This window comes from Paenibacillus sp. AR247 (assembly GCF_002968895.1).
In the GTDB taxonomy this organism is placed as follows: domain Bacteria; phylum Bacillota; class Bacilli; order Paenibacillales; family Paenibacillaceae; genus Paenibacillus_AQ; species Paenibacillus_AQ favisporus.
This window is the reverse complement of the sequence record NZ_PCZT01000006.1, coordinates 236398-256312: the sequence shown is the minus strand read 5'-3', so window position 1 is coordinate 256312 and position 19915 is coordinate 236398. Positions and strand designations below refer to the sequence as shown.

17 protein-coding genes and 3 pseudogenes are annotated in these 19915 nt (G+C 53.6%); 3 read left to right on the top strand and 17 right to left on the bottom strand.

The window, feature by feature from the left end; genetic code table 11:
- Nucleotides 1-660: MFS transporter (locus CPT76_RS06135; RefSeq protein WP_181152706.1), on the bottom strand; the 660-nt coding region annotated here is incomplete at its 3' end.
- Nucleotides 661-781: 121 nt separating this feature from the next.
- On the opposite strand from CPT76_RS06135, the gene CPT76_RS06130 reads away from it, so the two are divergent.
- Entirely contained in the window at nt 782-1699 is a 918-nt protein-coding gene (locus CPT76_RS06130) for an ArsR/SmtB family transcription factor (protein ID WP_105442261.1), read from the top strand.
- 13 nt (nt 1700-1712) lie between these two features.
- Nucleotides 1713-2477 (top strand): HAD family hydrolase, encoded by a 765-nt coding sequence (locus tag CPT76_RS06125; protein WP_105442260.1) that lies wholly within the window; start codon nt 1713-1715, stop codon nt 2475-2477.
- Nucleotides 2478-2546: 69 nt separating this feature from the next.
- Here CPT76_RS06125 and CPT76_RS06120 read toward each other — a convergent pair.
- The 4 genes and pseudogenes from CPT76_RS06120 to CPT76_RS41235 form a co-directional block, all read right to left on the bottom strand.
- Nucleotides 2547-4809, bottom strand: a pseudogene (locus CPT76_RS06120) (type IA DNA topoisomerase).
- Between the two features lie 248 nt (nt 4810-5057).
- Nucleotides 5058-5879 carry an ABC transporter permease gene (locus tag CPT76_RS06115; protein WP_105442259.1) on the bottom strand — a complete coding sequence of 274 codons (822 nt, stop codon included), beginning with the start codon at nt 5877-5879 and terminating at the stop codon, nt 5058-5060.
- Nucleotides 5876-6277, bottom strand: coding sequence for an ATP-binding protein DrrA1-3 family domain-containing protein (locus CPT76_RS41240; protein WP_308737536.1), 402 nt, complete (start codon nt 6275-6277; stop codon nt 5876-5878). The genes CPT76_RS06115 and CPT76_RS41240 overlap by 4 nt, the downstream gene beginning before the upstream one ends.
- Nucleotides 6277-6849 (bottom strand): ABC transporter ATP-binding protein, encoded by a 573-nt coding sequence (locus CPT76_RS41235; protein ID WP_308737526.1) that lies wholly within the window; start codon nt 6847-6849, stop codon nt 6277-6279. The genes CPT76_RS41240 and CPT76_RS41235 overlap by 1 nt, the downstream gene beginning before the upstream one ends.
- Before the next feature lie 213 nt (nt 6850-7062).
- Here CPT76_RS41235 and CPT76_RS06105 point away from each other — a divergent pair, with 213 nt between their 5' ends.
- Entirely contained in the window at nt 7063-7848 is a 786-nt protein-coding gene (locus CPT76_RS06105; protein WP_105442258.1) for a TioE family transcriptional regulator, read from the top strand.
- 124 nt (nt 7849-7972) lie between these two features.
- Here the strand turns inward: CPT76_RS06105 and CPT76_RS06100 are convergent, their stop codons facing one another.
- From CPT76_RS06100 to CPT76_RS06045, 12 genes and pseudogenes are all read right to left on the bottom strand, one after another.
- Nucleotides 7973-8416: a GNAT family N-acetyltransferase gene (locus tag CPT76_RS06100; RefSeq protein WP_105442257.1), complete on the bottom strand. Its 444-nt coding sequence runs from the start codon at nt 8414-8416 to the stop codon at nt 7973-7975.
- A 109-nt stretch (nt 8417-8525) separates the two neighbouring features.
- The gene (locus CPT76_RS06095) at nt 8526-10013 is read right to left on the bottom strand and encodes a glutamate synthase subunit beta (RefSeq protein ID WP_076171352.1); all 1488 of its coding nucleotides are present in this window, start codon (nt 10011-10013) and stop codon (nt 8526-8528) included.
- A 278-nt stretch (nt 10014-10291) separates the two neighbouring features.
- Entirely contained in the window at nt 10292-10780 is a 489-nt protein-coding gene (locus tag CPT76_RS06090) for a dihydrofolate reductase (protein WP_105442256.1), read from the bottom strand.
- Between the two features lie 37 nt (nt 10781-10817).
- Nucleotides 10818-11613, bottom strand: a pseudogene (thyA, locus tag CPT76_RS06085) (thymidylate synthase).
- A gap of 251 nt (nt 11614-11864) precedes the next feature.
- Entirely contained in the window at nt 11865-12740 is an 876-nt protein-coding gene (locus CPT76_RS06080; protein ID WP_084203934.1) for a carbohydrate ABC transporter permease, read from the bottom strand.
- A gap of 16 nt (nt 12741-12756) precedes the next feature.
- On the bottom strand, nt 12757-13644 hold the full coding sequence (locus CPT76_RS06075; RefSeq protein ID WP_105442255.1) for a carbohydrate ABC transporter permease: 888 nt from the start codon (nt 13642-13644) through the stop codon (nt 12757-12759).
- Between the two features lie 63 nt (nt 13645-13707).
- Nucleotides 13708-14982 (bottom strand): ABC transporter substrate-binding protein, encoded by a 1275-nt coding sequence (locus tag CPT76_RS06070; protein ID WP_258168130.1) that lies wholly within the window; start codon nt 14980-14982, stop codon nt 13708-13710.
- A 163-nt stretch (nt 14983-15145) separates the two neighbouring features.
- Nucleotides 15146-16060: an AraC family transcriptional regulator gene (locus tag CPT76_RS06065; protein WP_105442254.1), complete on the bottom strand. Its 915-nt coding sequence runs from the start codon at nt 16058-16060 to the stop codon at nt 15146-15148.
- A 259-nt stretch (nt 16061-16319) separates the two neighbouring features.
- Nucleotides 16320-17279: pseudogene (locus CPT76_RS06060) on the bottom strand (FAD-dependent oxidoreductase); the annotation flags it as partial.
- A 3-nt stretch (nt 17280-17282) separates the two neighbouring features.
- Complete coding sequence (locus CPT76_RS06055; RefSeq protein ID WP_105442252.1) at nt 17283-18602, bottom strand: dihydrolipoamide acetyltransferase family protein; 1320 nt, start codon at nt 18600-18602, stop codon at nt 17283-17285.
- Between the two features lie 32 nt (nt 18603-18634).
- Nucleotides 18635-19615, bottom strand: coding sequence for an alpha-ketoacid dehydrogenase subunit beta (locus tag CPT76_RS06050; protein WP_105442251.1), 981 nt, complete (start codon nt 19613-19615; stop codon nt 18635-18637).
- A 54-nt stretch (nt 19616-19669) separates the two neighbouring features.
- Nucleotides 19670-19915, bottom strand: a 246-nt coding sequence (locus tag CPT76_RS06045; protein WP_258168129.1) for a thiamine pyrophosphate-dependent enzyme, incomplete at its 5' end; no start/stop codon positions are given.

Here is a 19915-nt window from a genome sequence, read left to right as displayed (position 1 = left end):
GCTTCGGCGGAAGCGCCGCGGAGGCTGCGCCTCCCCTTCCGTCCGCTCCGGGCGGAAATCGGGCAGCTTCGCCCAGACCAGCACAAGCACGAGCAGCATCAGCAGCGCCAGCACGATGAAGGGCACTGCATTTCCATACCTCAGGAGCTGGATACCCAGCGGCCCGAAGCTGAATCCAAGGCCATACGACATGCCGTACAGCGAAAGGTTTCGGCCCCGGCCATACGACATGCCGTACAGCGAAAGGTTTCGGCCCCGGTATTCGGCCGGCGTGACCATCAGCACCCATAATTGGGCAGCATAATGAACGGCACTGTCTCCGATGCCGACGAGCAGCCTTAAGACAAACCACACTTTCACGCTCGGCACAAGCGGAAACAATATGACGGAGACGAGCACGAGCACGAGGCCGGCGCTCACCAGCTTCTTAAAGCCAAGCGCGCCCAGCGTCCGCTCAGCGACAAGCGTCATGGCGAATGATCCGACGTACAGGGCGGCTGCGTTTAATCCGTTGACGGAAGACGATACGCCCATTTGCTCCAAAAATATGGACAGGACCGGCAGCAGCAGCCCCTGACTGAGCCCTGCCGCAACGATCACGGTGATCAGAATGAGGTAATGAATAGATAATCCGCGATTGCTGTCGTTCTGTGTTGACAATGAAAATATCCTCCTTGAGTGCAAATCCGTTCAAACTCCCTGAACATTATAGTGGACAACCCTGCTATCAACAAGCCATAATGGAATGAGCGCACAGATTTCATAGGAGGTTATTGGTTTCATGAACTATGAAGTAAAGGTTGACGTTTCACCGATTTACGAGCTGCTCAGCAGCTTTATGGTGTACATTTCGAAGAAATGGATTCGCAACCTCGACATCGGGCCCGAATGGATCGGTGAAGTGAGCGGCAAGCTTCCACTTGAAGTGACGTCCGCCTTAGGCCCGGCCGCAGCTTGGCCATTCGACGATTACGACGTGCTGTATGCCTGGGCGATTCACCGCGCAAACGGCGATACCGTCCGCGCCTTTTTGGATTGCCTGCATGAAACGCCGGCAGAGGTGCTGTACCAAGCCGCCTCCCCCTACCTGCCTTCTTTAACTGTAAAGGAAGCTGAACGAATTCGTGATTCATATACACCGCTGCTCGAGTTATGGTATGAGCATTATTTCAAGCATGAGGAACCCGCCATTATCCCGCTGATCGAAGAGGATGCGGAGGAGAAGCGCATGCTGCTGACCAAGATGGATCCCCAAAGCCTGGTGGAGTATGCTTCCGGCGGGCTGGTGGTTGAAGACGTTCCCGGGCTGGAGACCATCGTGTTATTCCCGACCGTGCACAACCGCCCGATCAACGCCTACTGCTTTTACCGGAAAATGATGCTGATCCAGTATCCTGTCGACGTACCTGAAGAACAGGAGGATGAGCCGCCGACCTGCCTGCTGCGCATGACGCATGCGCTGGCTGATCCGAAGCGGCTGCGCCTGCTGCGGTATGCGGCGGAGAAGCCGCGTTCCCTGGACGATATGATGCGGGATTTGAACCAGACCCAGGAGCTGCTTAAGCACCATTTGATGATCCTCAGGGTAGCCGGTCTGCTGCGCATCCATTTGGGTTCCTACAACACCGAGAAATTCAGCATTCGTCCGGACGGAGCGGCGGAACTTCAGATGTTTCTGGAGTCCTACATCCGTCTTTAAGGAGTGACCTAAATTGAAAGCACCAGAACAGCATATTCTGTTCGATCTGGATGACACGCTGATCCACTGCAACAAATATTTCGGTATCGTCCTCGGGGAGTTTTTTGAATGGGTACAAAAATGGTTTGAGCCCCACCAGATTAAGACAGAAGAGATCCGCAGCAAGCAAATCGAAATCGATGTCGCCGCAGTCAGCCAAGCCGGCTTCAGCAGCGGCATCTTCCCTAAATCGCTGATCGAAACGTACCGCTTCTTCAGCCGCAAGTTTAACCGCCCTGTCCAGCCTGACGAAGAAAAACAGCTGATGGAGCTCGGCTTGAGCGTGTACGAGCAGGAAGTGGAGCCCTATCCGGGCATGGTAGAGACGCTGGAGTCGCTGAAATCACAGGGACATCACCTGTATCTGTATACCGGCGGGGAAACGGCGATACAACAGCGGAAGATTGACCAGATGAAGCTGAGCCAATACTTTGACGACCGGATCTACATTACGCAGCACAAAAACGAAGCGACGCTGGAGAACATCCTGAAGCAGGGCGGCTTCTACCGCCCTTCCACCTGGATGATCGGCAACTCCCTGCGCACCGATGTTATGCCGGCAATATCGGCAGGAATCCACAGCATCTATATCAAACAGCAGAACGAATGGATTTATAACATGGTGGAGCTGCAGAAGAAGCCGGACAGCTCCCTTTACACGGTCACAAGCATCGAGGAAGTTCCTGAGGTTATCCACAGCAAGAGCATCGTAACTTCCGCGAACGCCTTGAGACAGTGAATGTGCCGCCTCTATAAAAAAAGGCAAAAAAAGAGCGGGCCCGCCAGGGTCCGTTCTTTTTGGTTTGATTTAAGTCGAACGCTCGATGCTCAGCTTACCGGAACTTCGATCCTGCAGCACGATCCGCGCTTTATACGGTTCCCCGGTTCCGCTGAAGGACAGCAGCTGCGTACGGCCGGAAGCCAGCAGCGATTCCAGCATGTTGGCGCTGATTTTTTTGCCGGAGAACTCCTTCCAGATCACAAAGCCGCAGCCGTCTTTGAACGCGGTACAGCCGTAACCCTTTTTGCCTTCGATAATCTGGCCGTGGCAGCCCGGCCGCGGACATGGACCATGTGTCAACCGTTCCCCCGGCGGTGCGGAGGCTGCGGCAGCAGCGGCGGTTTCCGTACGGGCCGTTCGCGAAGCGGATCCTGCCCCCCCGCTTGCCCCTCCCTGTTGCCGACCTTGAACGCGATTTGCCTCGGCCCTGTTCCTGTTCTGTACCGAAGAGCGAAGATGGTGCCGCCTGCTGGACGCCAACCTTTTCGATAATGGAGACCGTAAATTTGCGGACATTGTCCATAAATTTGGCGGAAGCCGCCTCGCCCTTGGATATTTGATAAAGGCGCCGCTCCCACTGCCCGGTCATCTCGGGAGAAGTCAGCAGCTCGACGCCTGCCTGGCGTATGAGCTCGACCGCCGTCCGGCCTTTCTGGGTAATCGTAATCTTCTTGCCCTGCATAGCGATATACCCGACATTCTTCAGCCGTTCGATCGTCGCCGCCCGGGTGGCCGGCGTGCCGAGACCGCTATCCTTCATCGCGTCCCGCAGCTCGTCGTTTTCAATCGTCCGGCCAGCGCTTTCCATCGCCTTCAGCAGAGTTCCCTCCGTATAGCTCTTTGGCGGCTGCGTAGCTTTCTCTTTGGCTTCGCTCTTGCCGCATTTCACCGGCTTCTCGGGATCCAGATCGAAAGACCGGTCATTCCACTCCAGATTTTCTTCCTCTTCCTCCTGCTTTGCGGATTTCGTTTTCTTCCCGCTCTTATCGGTGCTCGGCATCAGCACCTTCCATCCCAGCGACAGCAGCTCCTTCACGTTCGTTTTAAACAGGTCCCCCTCCACCTCGGTCAGCACCGTATGCTGCTTGTACAAGGCGGGCGGATAGAACTGGGACAAAAACCGCAGAATGATCAGGTCGTACAGCTGCTGCTCCTCCTTGCCAAGCTGGCCGGGCCGCTTAAGCGTCGGCAGGATGGCATGGTGATCCTCGACCTTCTCCGGATTGCAGATCGCCTTGTTGTTCTTGTGTACCAGGGATGCGTTGGCCCCTTCAGCCTGTTCCTTATATGAAGTGGATTTCAGCATATGCAGCGCCTTATGCATCCCTTCAATATTTTGCTCATTGACGTAATTCGAGCTGGTCCGCGGATATGAAATCACCTTATGCCGTTCATACAATGCCTGCGCGATGTCCAGCGTCTTCTTGGCGGAGAAGCCGAACTTGGCGTTTGCGTCCCGCTGCAGCAGCGTAAGGTCATACAGCTTAAAAGGAAACTCCTTCGTATCTTTGACTTCGTATTTGGCGATTTTGCCTTCCTTCCCTTTGACCCTGGCGGCAATCGCCTCGGCCTTCTCCTTGGAGGTCAGCCGGTCTCCCTGCCACGTTCCCGTGTACTCCAGCGCCTCTTGGCGAAAATGAGCCTTAACCTCGTAATACGTCAGCGATTCAAACGACTCGATTTCCTTCTGCCGGTCATAAATGAGCGCCAGCACGGGCGTCTGAACCCGCCCGACGGACAGCAGGGTGTTATGCTTGGTCGTAAACGCTCGGGTCGCGTTCATGCCGATAAGCCAGTCGGCCTCGCTGCGGGCCCTGGCGGCCTGCGTCAAATTTTCGAATTCCTCGGCGGCCCGCAGCTCCCTGAAGCCCTGGGCGATGCTCTCTGCGGTCAGGTCCGAAATCCATAGCCGCCGGACGGGCTGCTTCAGCTTCAGCTGCTGCTGAATCAGCGCAAAGATGTACTGCCCCTCCCGTCCCGCATCGCAGGCATTAACGATCCGGTCGCAGCGTTTTGCCAGCTCCCCGATAGTTTTCAGCTGATCTTTCGTTTTATAATGCGGCACGATTTTGAATTGGTCGGGCATGATCGGCAGATCACGAAAGTTCCATTTCTTGTACCGGTCATCATAGGCATCCGGCTCTGCCAAACCGACGAGATGTCCGATGGCCCAGGTAATGATATACTGCTCCCCCTCCAGATAGGAGCGGGCATTCTTCGCCCTCGGCTCAATGACCGCGGCAATGTTGCGCCCCATATCCGGTTTTTCTGCTATGACTAGAGTTTTCAACAATCATTCGCTCCCCGCATGGAAAAAGGCCGAGAATAGCTGCTCCCGGCCGGTTTATTCATGGATAACTTCCACGTTCTGATAGAATTGACTCTAGATTATGATAGCATACGAGAGGCCCGTTTTTCAATGCAAGCGGGAAAGCTTCGGAGAGTCATCTCTTGGCGGCGGGGCCTCCCGCTCCATGGATCGGGGAGGGTTACAACCAAAGCGTTGCCAGTCCCTGACGATGTTTTCTTTGGTTTCGGTCACTTGCTTTTATTGTGGTACAGCCGAAACGCAAGCGGCATAAACACGGCAATAATACATCCCAAGCTTATCAGCGTGGTGGTCAGGGCAGCCGTACCCGCCGTACCGTGCATCAATGCCCGGGCGGATGTGGAAGCCAGGCTGACGGGGTTGTAAGCAACGACCGGACCCAGCCAATCCGGCATGGTGGACGTATCGGCAAACACGTTGCTCGTAAACATGAGCGGATACAGCACGAGATAGGACATCGTCGTGAGCGATTCGGTTTTCCGTACGGTCAGTCCCAGGCAGGCAAAAATCCAGCTGAAACTGAAAGCATAGAGCATCACGAGCAGCATTGACAGCAGCACTCCAGACCATCCCGCTTCCGGACGGAATCCGAGCAGCATTCCGAGCCCTAACGTCGTAATGAGCCCCACGGCGAAGGAAATGAGGTTGATGGCCATCGTGCCGATGATCGCAGCGGGCTGCCAGAACGGCAGCGTTCGGAATCGGTTGAAGACACCGCGTTCGATATCTGTTTTGAGATTGATGCCGATGTACACCGTCATGGTGGTGACGGTATAGACCATCATGCCCGGCAGCAGATACTGCAGGTAATTTCCCGTTGATCCTGAGATGGCCCCGCCGAACAAATACGTAAAGATCAGCAGAAAGACCGCCGGGAAAATGATCGAATCGATCGCTAAATAAGCCGCGTTGCCGCTCGTTTTCCGCCATGAGCGCCAAATAAAGGTAATTACCGCCTGCGGCGCGCTCGGCCGCGGCGGACGCTCCCTCAAGTTCAGGGCGGCCACCATGTTGGACTGTGGTTCGCTCATCGGTTCTCCTCCTTCAGAGTTTCTGCTTGAGCGCTCCTGCCGGTCAGCGTGAGAAAAACCTCGTCAAGACTAGGCTCTCCAAGCGAATATTGGTGCGTATAAATACCTGCCTCACTGAGTTCTGTCAGCGCCAGCGCAGCCTGCCGCGGATCGGAGACTTGAGCCGACAGTTCGGCGGGGTTCGTATGAAGCCTGGCTTCTGTTTGAAGTACACGCCGCAGGACCTGCTCGGCTTCCCCCCGCTGCTTCGGATCGGCCAGCCGGATTTGAATCGAGCCTGAACCGATCGAAGCTTTTAGTTCGGCGGGCGTCCCTTCGGCGATGACGGCGCCCTCGCCGATCACTGCCACGCGGTCCGCAAGCTGGTCCGCTTCCTCCAGATACTGGGTTGTCAGCATCACAGTTGTGCCATGATCCACCAGGGCTCGCACGATATCCCACACTTCGCTGCGGCTCCGCGGATCCAGACCCGGTCGTCGGTTCGTCCAAAAAACNGAAGGTTCGGGGCGACGAGCATCGCCGCCGCAATATCCAGCCTCCTCCGCATGCCCCCGGAATACTTACCGGCCGAACGCCCGGCCGCATCGGTCAGGCCAAATGCATCCAACAGCTGTTCGGCCCGGACTTTGGCCGTTTTGGCGGAATAACCCGCCAGCCTGCCGAAGAGGACCAGATTATCGCGGCCGCTCATCCCCTCGTCCACCGCGGCGAATTGCCCAGTGAGCCCGATCCTTCGGCGCACGGCATCGGCTTCCCTCACGACGTCGAGTCCAAAGATCCGGACCGAACCGGAATCCGGTGCGAGCAGCGTGGACAAAATGCCGATCAGCGTCGTCTTGCCTGCCCCGTTGGGGCCGAGTACGCCGTACACGGTTCCTTGCTCAACCCGCAGGTCCAATCCCTTCAGAACATCCTCCTTGCCGTAAGCTTTCCTTAGCCCGCGCACATCAACGGCTGCTTCTTGTTTCATGTTCTACCTCCTACCTAGCGCTTGAAATTCAACTTACACCCAAATTTTATAACACTCATGCAAATGGGAAGGCTGGCTTAAATTTTCATTTGAATTCACAGTAACCCTGCAACGGAACATTATCATGTCACTTAAAGCTTTTTGTGCAGTGTTTGCCGTCATGTTATCCTTGGGGGAGTGAAGATAATCCAAGCGCATAAGGGGGAAAGGGAAATGCGTTATTATAAGCCGATCGAAATCGCCAGGGAATTGTATATCAGCACAAGCGCCCTGCGCCACTATGAATCTTGGGGGGTAGTCCCCGAGCCGGAGCGGTCGGATAACGGCTACCGCCTGTACACCCAACTGCACCTGGCTTATTTCCGCTGCCTGCGGGCTATGTTCTCAGGATTCGGCGTCGGGACTACCTCTGAAGTGCTTCGCTTGATTCAACAGCGTAACATGGACGGAGCCTTCTGGCTCGTCAATCAGGAGCAGGCTCGTCTGCAGCATGAAAAAACGGTTGCCGAACAGACCCTGGCTTTACTCCAGGATCCCGAACTGCCGCTTGTCTCGGGCAAACGTTTGAAGGGCCGCATGACGATCGGCGAAGCAGCTGAGCTTACGGATGTGCAGCCCTCGGCGATCCGGCATTGGGAAAAAGAAGGGCTGATCCAGCCGGAACGGGATCCCGAAAACGGGTACAGGCTGTTTACCCCCATGCATGTCCGGCAAATTTTGCTGATCCGCACATTAAGGAAGACGGTTTATGTGCTGGAAAACATGAAAGAAATTGTGCATGGCGTCGAGCAGCACAGCGTTGAAAAAGCGAAGAAGGTGACGCTGGAGGCGTTATCGAGTATCCATGACCGAAACCGGCGGCAGTTCTTCGGGGTTCACTTGCTGGTCGAGCTGTGCATCGAAGAAGGACTGATCGATCCGGTAGAATATATTAAAGGCTTGTGGTTTGATTATTTCCAAAAAGCCAAAGCGGAAAAAGCACCCGGCGAAGCTCCATGAAAAGGGAGCCCTCGCTTCGGATGCATTTTTTAACTTAACTATGTATCAGCAGCTCTCCCTTTGATAATCTCAGACCTTGGGAGAGCATGATGTTTTTAAAGAGGCAGGTTGATAGCCTGCCCGTTTACCGTTTCAGCTCCAAATGCAGGAGCGGGAACGGCCGTCCGGAGCCGTCCAGTTCGGACCGTCCCGTCCGTACAAATCCATACCGCTGATAAAATGCGTATGCCCCGTCGTTCTGCTCGTTGACGTCGACCCGCAGCCGGCTTCCCTTCAGCTGCTCCGCATACCGGAGTAAACGGGTGCCGATGCCTTGTCCATGCCGGTCGGGATCGACGAACAGCATTTCCACCATACTGCCGTCCAGCCCGATGAAGCCCAAGGGGACGCCGCTGTCATCCTTTTCCACCCACACCTCCACGTGCTTCAGCGCCTGCTCGTCTACAATCTGGCGGTAAAACGCGATATCTGCCTCGGTTAAAAAAGCATGCGTCTCACGAACCGCCCGGTACCACAACTCTACCAAATAATCATGATCTTCTTCCAGATAAGCCGTTATTTGTCCCATCGATTTCTGCCTCCTTACATCGGTATTTGACCTGATACAGTAAAAACAACAGCCCCGCCAACAATGCGGAGCCGCTGTCCTATCATACCCGGGTCATGAGCCGACGATCTTATACCAGCACTGTCGAGCCCATCAAATATTTGTCCACTTCACGGGCAGCTTCGCGGCCTTCGTTAATGGCCCATACGACCAAGCTTTGGCCGCGGCGCATGTCGCCGGCTGCGAAAACTTTGTCCACGTTTGTGTTGTATTTACCCTTCCGCGCTTTTACGTTCGAGCGGCGGTCCGTTTCAAGGCCGAGCTGTTCGGTAATTGTCTGCTCCGGTCCGTCGAATCCGATGGCGATCAGCGCCATTTGCGCTTTGAATACCCGCTCCGTTCCCGGAATCGGCTGGTAGATTTTACGCCCGGTTTCGTCCACCATCCGCTGAATTTGAACGGTGTGCAGCTCTTGGAGGTTTCCTTCGTCATCACCCACAAATTTAGTGGTCATGATGGAAAATTCGCGCGGATCGCTGCCGAAGACCGCTTTCGCCTCTTCCTGGGCGTAATCCAGCGTGTATACGTTCGGGAACTGCGGCCAAGGGTTGTTGATCGGATCGCGCTCCAGTGGCGCCTTCTCATGCGTACCAAACTGCGTTACGCTTGCACAGCCATGACGGAGTGCTGTTGCGACGCAGTCCGAACCGGTGTCGCCGCCGCCGATCACGATGACGTCTTTCCCTTCTGCGGAAATGTAGTTCCCGTCGGCAAGACCCGAGTCCAGAAAGCTCTTGATCGTACCGTTCAAGTACGTCATGGCATAATGGACCCCGTTCAGATCGCTGCCTTCAATGTTGAATTCGCGCGGTTTGGTGGCTCCGCCGCACAACACGACGGCATCATAGTCGTCAACGAGCTGCTGTGCAGGAATGTCCTTGCCTATTTCGGTATTCGTAATAAACTGGATGCCTTCCGCTGCAAGCAGATCCACACGGCGCTGAACAACGGATTTGTCGAGCTTCATCGACGGGATGCCGTACATCAGCAGGCCGCCGATGCGGTCCGCACGCTCGTACACCGTCACGCTGTGGCCCGCTTTGTTCAGCTGTGCCGCCGCGGCCAGTCCTGCCGGGCCCGAGCCCACGACCGCCACGCGTTTGCCTGTACGTTTCTCCGGTGGGTTCGGCACAACCCATCCTTCTTCAAATCCTTTATCAATAATAGCCTGCTCGATCGTCTTGATCGTTACCGGCTGGCCGATCAGGCCGACGGTACAAGAGCCTTCGCATGGAGCAGGACAAATCCGGCCGGTAAACTCCGGAAAGTTGTTCGTTTTATGCAGGCGCTCCAGCGCTTCTCTCCACAAGCCGCGGTAGATGAGGTTGTTCCATTCCGGAATCAGATTGTTGACCGGGCAGCCCGAGGTGCCTCCAGCCATATCGATTCCCGTATGACAGTAAGGTGTTCCGCAATCCATACAGCGTGCGCCCTGGGTGCGCAGTTCTTCTTCGGACATATGTTTATGGAACTCTTCCCAATCCTTAATCCGCTCTGCAGGATCGCGATCCGCCGGAAGCTGGCGGCTGTACTCCATAAAGCCTGTTGGTGTTGACATGACGCATTTTCCCCCATCCGTTCTTTTCTATCTTGTTGAAAATTACTTCCTATCTATCACATTAACGACACGTAGATAGATTGAACCCGAGCCTGTGCATGTATTATCCCCTGACCACGGCGCAGCTTTCGTGTTAGAGCATGATATGCTCAAGTTCATTCTACATAGATATTTCAATTATAGTATCATTTGAAACTTTGAATATTAAATGGATTATCCGCATAATTATTTGTACTATTTCACATCGAGATCACATGTCATGATAACATGAATTTCGGTTAACTTTTGCGGATATAGGTGCAGAAACGGTAGGAATACGGGTTTTTCGCATCCGTGATCCCTTCGATCTCTTCTTGCAGAATCCAGTCTCCGAAGTCTACTTCAGGGAAATAGGTGTCGCCTTCAAACGTCTCGTCGATCCGGGTGACGATCAGGCAGTCCGCTACCGGAAGCAGCTTATAGTAAATCTCCGCTCCTCCGATCACCATGATCTCTTTATTCTTGCCGAGCTCAACCGCTTCTTCTATCGTATGAATGATCTGGGCTCCCTGTGCCTCGTAATCCGGATCGCGGGTCAGGACGACGTTGTCGCGTCCAGGCAGCGGTTTACCGCCGAAGGATTCCCACGTTTTGCGGCCCATGAGGACCGTTTTGCCCATCGTCTTTTCCTTGAAAAAAGCCATATCCCGCGGAAGCCGCCAAGGAAGCTTGTTGTCCCGCCCTATTACTCCGTTTGAGCCCATGGCCCAGATAAACGTCAATGTCATGGTCAAAAAGCTCCCTTCAACATAAAATGAAAGCCGGCTAGATGGCGACCGGCGCCTTAATGCCTGGATGATGCTGATAATTCACGAACTCGAAGTCCTCGAACTTATAGTCGAAAATCGATTCGGGCTTCCGTTTGATCACAAGCTGAGGCAGCTCGAATGGCTCACGCTCCAGCTGGGTTTTGACCTGTTCCAAATGGTTTGAATAAATATGCACATCGCCGCCGGACCAAATGAATTCGCCGACTTCGAGCCCACATTGCTGGGCTACCATGTGCGTTAGCAGCGCGTAGCTGGCAATATTAAACGGCAGTCCGAGGAACGTGTCGACCGAACGCATCGTCAGCATGCAGGACAATTTGCCCCCGGCCACATAGAATTGGAATACGAAATGGCAAGGAGGAAGCTTCATGTTCTCAATCTCCGCCACGTTCCATGCGCTCACGATATGTCTGCGGGAATCCGGATTCCGCTTGATCGATTCGATCACATTCGCAATCTGGTCAATATGGGTGCCGTCCGGTGCCTCCCAGTTCCCGCCACTGAGAGCCGTACACCGGTCCCAAATCCCCGTTCTCGTCAGCCCACTCGTCCCATATGGAAACGCCGTTTTCTTTCAGGTACCGGATATTTGTATCGCCGCTCAAAAACCACAGCAGCTCATGGACGACCGATTTCAAATGGATGCGCTTCGTCGTCACGAGCGGGAAACCCTGGGACAGATCGAACCGCAGCTGTCGTCCGAAGACGGAAATCGTGCCGGTTCCGGTCCGGTCCTCCTTGGGGGTACCGTGTTCCAGTATGTCCTGCAGCAGCTCCAAATAGTTTCGCACTTTGTATCCTTCCTCTCAATGCCGAATGTCTATATATCTGTTGATTGTGTATATTCTAGTTTACCATGTGGGGGCATGGTTGATAAACACCTAAAAAAGTCCATCCCCAGTGACCAGAATCCGTCCGCTTGCCGCATACCGGAACTAACTACAAAAAAACGGTTCCCAGGGTCTTCCCCCAAGAACCGTCCCATGCCAAAGCCTTGTTACCGTTACATCATCTCGAGATTTTTCATATGACAGACGCAGCGTTACCCTTTAACGGCTCCAATCGCCACGCTCCCGATGATCTGCTTGGAAAAGACCGCAAACACGATGATGATCGGCACGATGGAAATCGCCACACCCAGGTACAACAGGCCGTAGTCCATCCCGTAATAACCCTGCACGAGCGCGACCAGAACCGGCAGCGGGTATTTGCTCTGCGAGAAGAATAGGACGAGCGGACCGAGGAAGTTGTTCCAGGAACCGATGAACGTAAAGATGCCGAGTGCGGAAACCGCAGGACCCAGAATCGGCAGGATGATCTGGTTGAACGTCCGAAACTCACCCGCACCGTCGACCCGCGACGATTCGATGATCTCGTCCGGAATGCTTCCGTCGATAAACTGCTTGATGAAAAAGACGTTAAAGGCGTTCGCCGCCGCCGGCAGAATGATAGCCGCGTAGCTGTCGAGCAGGCCGAATGTGCTGAACAGCCGGTATACCCCGATCAAGGCCAGCTGCCCGGGCACCATCATTGTAGCCAGCAGGGCAAAGAACAGCTGCTTGTTGCCTTTAAACCGGAATTTGGCGAAGCCGTAGGCCGTCAGCGCCCCGATGTACAGGGACAGCACCGTCGTGGACCCAGCAATGAAAAAGCTGTTCATGAATCCCCGCCAAATATTGATTTTTGCGGCCATGTTGCTGTAATTCGCCCACAGATCCTTCCCCGGCAGAAAAATGAACGATGAGGCGATGTCGGCATTGCTGTGGCTGGAGTAGATCAGCATGAGATAAAACGGGATGATACAGATGATGGCAAACCCGATCAGAAAAATATACAGCAGCACCATGCCGGCGGACAGGCGGCGTTTGGGCTTGGCGGCATACGGAAGTTCCCGCCGGATCGGTCTAATCGCTTCCATGTTATCGACTCCTTCCTCAAGCCTTCTTCCGGTTCGTCAGCACAAACGACAGGACGGAGAACAGAATGATAATGATGAACAGGCAAAACGCGATGGCGGCTCCGTAGCCAAACCGTGTGCTCTGAAACGCGACGTTGTACAGGTACATGATGCTGGTCATGGATGCGCGGTCCGGCGCTCCCGTGCCATTGGTGAGGGTAAAGGGTTGATCGAAGATCTGCATCCCGCCGATGATCGAGGTGATGACCTGGAACAAAATGATCGGTTTCAGCATCGGAACCGTGATGTGCAGGAAAATGTGTTTTTTCGTGGCCCCGTCGATTTGGGCGGCCTCGGTCAGCGAAGGATCGATTCCCTGCAGTCCGGCTAAATAAATGATCATGGAGTAGCCGAAGTATTGAAAGAACAAAATCGAGGACACGATCAGCCGCATGAACCAGGCGTTGTTCTTCCAGTTGATCGGATCGTGGATGATGCCGCTCTCGACGAGAAAGTGGTTCAGCCCGCCCGACTGCCAGTCGAAGATCAGGCTTACCAGCAGCCCCAGCGAAGCGGCGGTGACGATATGCGGGAAGAAGTAGACGGCACGGAATATGTTTCTTCCCTTGACGAACTTCTCGTTTAAAATAAAGGCAAGTACAAGCGAGACGGTCAGCTGAGGGATGACGGACACACCCCAAATAAACAGCGTGTTGAGAAAGGTTTTGTAAAATATCGGGTCGTGGAATACCGCAACGTAGTTACCCAGCCCCACGAATTCCGGCGTCCGGATCCCGTCCCAGTTCGTAAAGCTGATATACAGCGAGTATAGAATCGGATACAATCCGAACAGCAGAAAGATGATAAAGAACGGTGCAATGAAAAAATAACCGTAATGGTCCTTCCGTATCGATTTGGCAAACATGGACGCACCTCCTGGTATAGGTTGTTCCAACGTTGTCGCAGCCGAATAATCAACCGCTAAGCGTCAATCCACCTCCAGCTCGGGGTACCTGAGCTTGACGTCCCGTTTAATTCTTTGGATGGCTTCTTCTTTCGTCTTCATCTTGTTGTTCAGGTACAGCTGCAGCACGTTTTTGTAAATGTCATTGTTGATCACCGTATCAAAAGGCGTCCGCTGATAGCTCGGCACGTTTTTCGCTTCCTCGGAAAAGAACTCGAAGTGCTTCTGGTTCCCCAGGTAAGCGGAAGTCAGCGTCGGAGCCAGCTGGTCGTCCACGACCCGATTGCTCGTAAAGTAGTCTTGGTCATGGGCCAGCTCGGTCAAAAACTCGTGGTCGAAATTGTAGAAGTGGATAAATTTCCACGCCAGATCCTTGTTTTTGCTTTTGCTGTACATGGCGATATACGTTCCCCCAGAGCTGAATGAGGCCGGGCCGTGCGCAAGTCCCCATTTTCCCGACGTATCCGGTGCATTCGCCTTGAACGTGTACTGCAGCGCCCAGCTCGCTCCCGGATAGAACATCACCTCGCCCTTTTGCATGGAAGCGGCATATCCGGCGCTCCCGTCGTCAAATTCGGCCAGCACATGCCGCTGCCGCGCTTCCCTCACCATATCGAGCACCTTCAGGTAAGCGTCGTTGATGACAAGCTTGTTGTCCTTGACCCATGGAATGCCTTCGTATGACACGGAAATGGCGTTCCAATTCGCCAGGGCGTGCACTTTGCCCCCGCTTTCTTTGGCAACCCTTTCGCCGATGTCGAAAATTTTGTCCCAAGAGTCAATCTGCTTGCTGACTTCTTCCGGATCGTCTGTGCCCAAATATTGTTTAGCCAAGTCCCGGCGGTAATAAATGCCTCCAGGTGTCGCCTGGTAACCCAGCGCTTTGACGTTCCCTTCAGAGTCCTTTTCGTTGGCTTGCACGAAGGGATACTGCTCAGGAATGAGCTTGTTTGCATCGTACGGAGCCGCAGACAGGTTCTCCAGGTAGGGAACGTCGATCAGCTCACGGATGTTCCCGTTTTCGAGCATGAACACGTCCGGTGCCTTGGAAGCCGTCTGCAAGGCGGATTTCAGCTTGGTGATGTAAAAGGTGCCGGGGATGTTGACGAAGTTCACCTTGACCCCGGGGTACTTCTTCTCAAACTTGTCAATGGCGTAATTCGCCTCATCGGTAAAGCTCCATACGGTTATTTCCTGGCTTGAGCCCGTTCCTTTACCCGAGACCGTACACCCGGCCAGCAGGATGGACAAGCCCAGCAGACTCAGCATAAAGGTATATCCCCAATGATTTCTTCTCATGAGCACCCGTCCTTTGCTTTTCGCTTGATGTTGGTCAATCCCAGGATAACAACTAGTCCCCCCTCATCCACGATTAAAAAGGAAACGCTTACATCTAAGTTTGTTATCATTTTATGGGATTTTTGCCGGCCGGGCTCATCGGATATTGGCCTGGATTGTTCATTTATTGCGCAGTCCTGCCGCTTCGCTTGCGAAATTCGGAAGGCGTGCAGCCATTGTACTTTTTAAAAATGCGGTTAAACGAGTTCAGATTGTTAAATCCGTTCCGCACAGCGATCTGCAGAATCGATTCAGAGCCGCCAAGCAGCTCCCATTTAGCCTGTGCAATCCGGTATTGATTCAAGTAATCCATAACCGTCATGCCGCGGGCTTCCTTAAACAGCTTGCATAAATAAAATTTGTTAAAGTTCGTATGGTCGGCAATGTCATCCAGCTTCAGCGGCTGGTCGTAGTGCCTTTCCAGGTACTCGCACACCGCCTCAATAAAGGCGAATTTCTTGCTCTCGGAGCAAGCGCCCCCTGGACAATCATCCTCCATTTGCCCCGGCTCGAGCCGGATCAAGCGAACGATCAGGTCGTACAGCCTTGCTTTCATGGACCATTTATAGCCGGGCTGCCTGCCCGATTCTTCTTCAGCAATCGCTTTCATCATCAGCGCCAAATTTGCCTTCTGCACTTGATGTGCCGGAATGACGGTATTATGCGAAACGAGCGACTTTAAGCTTTGCTCATCCGGGCCGCATGGGTTCGTTCCTGTTAAAAAATGCATGCGAAATACGATAATCAGCAGCTTGCCGGTGCCGGGCAGAAAAGAATGGACTTCACCCGGCTTGATCATCAAAATCTCCCCTTTCTTCAGCTCACATAAGTGATGGTTCAGTTCGATGCGCGCCCCGCTTTCGGCCACATATACAATTTCGACTTCTTCATGCCAATGCGGCGCAAAAAGAAACGTTTCTTCTGTCTGAACCACACGAATCGGAAAATCTTCGTCCATCAGTCCTCTTTCCAGAAATGAGGTCATCGTTCCCATAACATCCCCCACCTTCCCTAGAATGAAACGTTCTGCTCTTTCCATTGTAGCAAAATCCTCAACCGGTCAGCATCATCACCCAAATCATCCCAATAATTAGAAAAACAACATATCCCCTCTTATTATCATATGGGTGGATTGCAAAACAGCCCCTTCTAGGCTGGTTATTTCAGCCGTTAATGGATCCGGCACCTTTGGCGCTAACGCCTGAAATGACGAAGTCCCTTCAATAACAAAAAAAGAAGAGCCGCATGAGGCGGCTCTTTCCTTGAGTTACTTCTATATATGATGATAACTTAACGGCTGGTGCGATCACGTGAATCGGATTGCCCAGCGCAAGCTCGGCAGTTTCCATAACGATTTCGCCCAGCGTTGGATGCGCATGGATCGTCAAAGCGATATCTTCAAGCGTGGCGCCCATTTCGATAGCGAGGCCCAGCTCAGCGATCAGGTTGGAAGCTTCCACCCGGCGATGTGGTTCTTTCGTTTCGCCGTTCACGGAGTATTTCACCGTAACTTCGCTGTCGGTTTGAGTTGCACTTTCCGCTTTGGCGTTAGTGATGATTTCCACGCCGGTTTTGGTCATGCTCTTCACAACGAGCTTCGTCATGTCCGGATCGAATCCGTTCAGGATGGAATCCAGTCCTTCAATGATTGTTACTTTTGTTCCGAATTTGGAGTACATTTGGCCAAGCTCGGCACCGATGTATCCACCGCCGATGACAACCATGCTCTTCGGAATTTCAGGCAGGCTCAGCGCTTCTGTCGAAGACAGGATACGGCCGCCGAACGGGAACGCTTTGAGCTCGATCGGACGGGAGCCTGTAGCGATGATGCAGTTTTTGAAACGGTAGCGAGGGGACTCGTGTTCGTTGAACACGCGCGCCTCGTTTTCGTTGATGAACATGCACTCGCCGTTGAAAATTTCAACCTTGTTGCCTTTGAGCAGGCCGGCAACGCCGCCGGTCAGCTTTTTCACAACGCCGTTTTTGAATTCCTGGGTTTTGCCAAAGTCCACTTTCACATTTTCAGCAGTTACGCCGAAAGATTCGCCGTGAACGGCAGACTCATATTGATGAGCCGCCGCAATCAGGGCTTTGGAAGGGATACATCCGCGGTTCAAGCACACGCCGCCCACTTCGGATTTATCCACAATCAGAACCTTTTGTCCTAGCTGTGCAGCACGGATGGCTGCCACGTAACCGCCGGGACCAGCACCAATCACTAATGTATCGATATCGAGAGAAGCGTCACCTACTACCATATCTTACACCTCCATAACCAGCAGCTCAGGGTTGCTGAGCAGTGATTTAATATAGTTCATAAAGTTTTGGGCTGTAGCACCATCGATGATGCGGTGGTCAAAGCTCAGGGACAGGGCCATAACTGGAGCTGCCACGATTTCGCCGTTCTTCACGACAGGTTTTTCGGTAATGCGTCCGGTACCCAGGATCGCCACTTCTGGGAAGTTGATGATCGGAGTAAAGAACATGCCGCCGGCGGAACCGATATTGGTGATGGAGATCGTGCTGCCTTTCATTTCTGCCGGAGCCAGTTTGCCGTCACGGCCGCGTGCCGCGAGGTCGCGGATCGCGTCAGCGATCATCCAGATGCTCTTACGGTCGGCATCTTTGATGACCGGTACGATCAGACCGTTATCTGTATCGGTTGCGATACCGATGTTGTAGTACTTCTTGTAGACGATTTCGTTGTTTTCTTCGTCGATCGTCGCGTTCAAAGCAGGGAATTGCCGGCTGGCCGCCACAAGCGCTTTGACGATGAACGGCAGATAAGTGACCTTCGTGCCTTTCTTCTCGGCGATCGGTTTCATGCGGGTACGGAATGCCACCAGCTCGGTTACGTCCACTTCGTCCATGATCGTAACGTGCGGAGCTGTATACGCCGATTTCACCATGGCGTTAGCGATCGCTTTACGGATTCCTTTGAACGGTACGCGCTCTTCTTCAGCACGTGGATCCGCAGCTGCTGCTGCCGCTGCAGGTGCAGCTGCCTTCTCTTCAGCCTTAGCTGCTGCAGGCGCTGCTGCTTGACCGCCGCCATTCTTGAAGGCTTCGACGTCCTCTTTAGTCACTTTACCGTTGTTGCCTGTTCCGCTCACTTGCGTGATGTCAACGCCTTGCTCACGCGCAAACTTGCGCACGCTTGGCGTAGCCAGCACTTCTTTGTTCGGAGCTGCAGGAGCCGGAGCTTGGTCAGCGCCGCCTTCTTTGGCATCAGCAGGGCTGCTTGCCGCAGGGGAAGATGTTGTATCCGCACTGCCTTTTGCTGCGTCTGCTTCTTGGGCGCCGTGATCGCCGGCAGGAGCTTCCTGCTCAGGCACTTCGCCTTCCGCATCGATAATGGCGACTACTTCGCCAACACGGCACACCTGTCCGTCCTTCGTGAATACTTCCTGTACTGTGCCGTTAACCGGACAAGGCACTTCTACAACCGCCTTGTCGTTCTGCACTTCCATAATGATGTCGTCGTCTGTTACTTTATCGCCGGGCTTGATATGCATTTTGATAATTTCGCCTTCATGCAAGCCCTCTCCCAGTTCGGGGAACCGATATTCAAATTTTGCCACGTTACTACCTCCCTATTGAATGACTGCGATTCTTAGAATTCCATGACTTTGTTGACTGCAGCGATGATTCGAGCCGGTGTAGGAAGCCATGTATCTTCGATTTGGGCAAAAGGATATACCGTGTCAGGTCCAGTTACGCGCAGTACTGGAGCTTCCAGGTGAAGAATCGCTTTTTCGTTGATTTGAGCAATGACCTCAGCCGCAACGCCGGAAGTTTTTTGAGCTTCCTGTACGACGATGGCACGGTTTGTTTTCTTGATCGATGCAACGATCGTATCGATATCCAAAGGATTCAGCGTACGCAGGTCGATGATTTCGGCTTTGATGCCTTTCGTTTTCTCAAGCTCTTCCGCTGCTTTCGTAGCGGTATGAACCATCATGCCGTAGGCGATGATCGTCACGTCGGAACCTTCGCGGACCACGTTAGCCTTACCCAGCTCAACGACGTAATCCTCTTCAGGAACTTCGGCGCGGAACGCGTGGTACAGGTTCAAGTGCTCCATGAAGAACACCGGATCGTTGTCACGGATCGCCGCAATCATCAGGCCTTTGGCGTCGTAAGGGTTCGACGGCACTACCACTTTAATACCCGGTGTTTGAACGGCCAAACCTTCCAGGGAATCGGTGTGAAGTTCAGCTGCTTTAACCCCGCCGCCAAACGGTGTGCGGAATACGATCGGCGCGTTGTAGCGTCCGCCGGAACGGAAACGCATGCGGGCCGCCTGTACAAACATTTGGTCGAGCGCTTCAAAGATAAAGCCGACAAACTGGATTTCGGCTACCGGACGGAAGCCTTGGATCCCGAGGCCTACAGCCAGGCCGCCGATCGCGGATTCAGCCAGAGGCGTGTCAAAGACGCGTTCCTCTCCGAATTCTTTTTGCAGCCCTTCCGTCGCACGGAATACGCCGCCGACATTACCTACGTCCTCACCAAACACAATCACGTTCGGGTCACGCTTGAGTTCCACGCGCAGCGCATCGCGGATTGCTTCCTTCATATTCATTTGTGCCATTGCTTCATTTCCTCCTTAAACATTCGTTAAACTACGCAAAACGGATCAAACGATTTATTGGAAATCGGCCTTTTGTTCTTCCAAATGTTTCGGTGTTTGTTCGAACATGCTGTCGATCAGGCCGGGAACGGTCATTTTTTGAGTCTGTTCCGCTTTTTTGATCTCTTCGTTTACTTTCGCTTTGGCTTCCTCTTTCACGCGGGCCGTGTCTTCTTCCGACCACAGGCCTTTCTTCTCCAGGTACTTTCCGAGGCGCGTAATCGGATCCTTCGCGTTCCATTCGCCTTCTTCGTCCTTCGT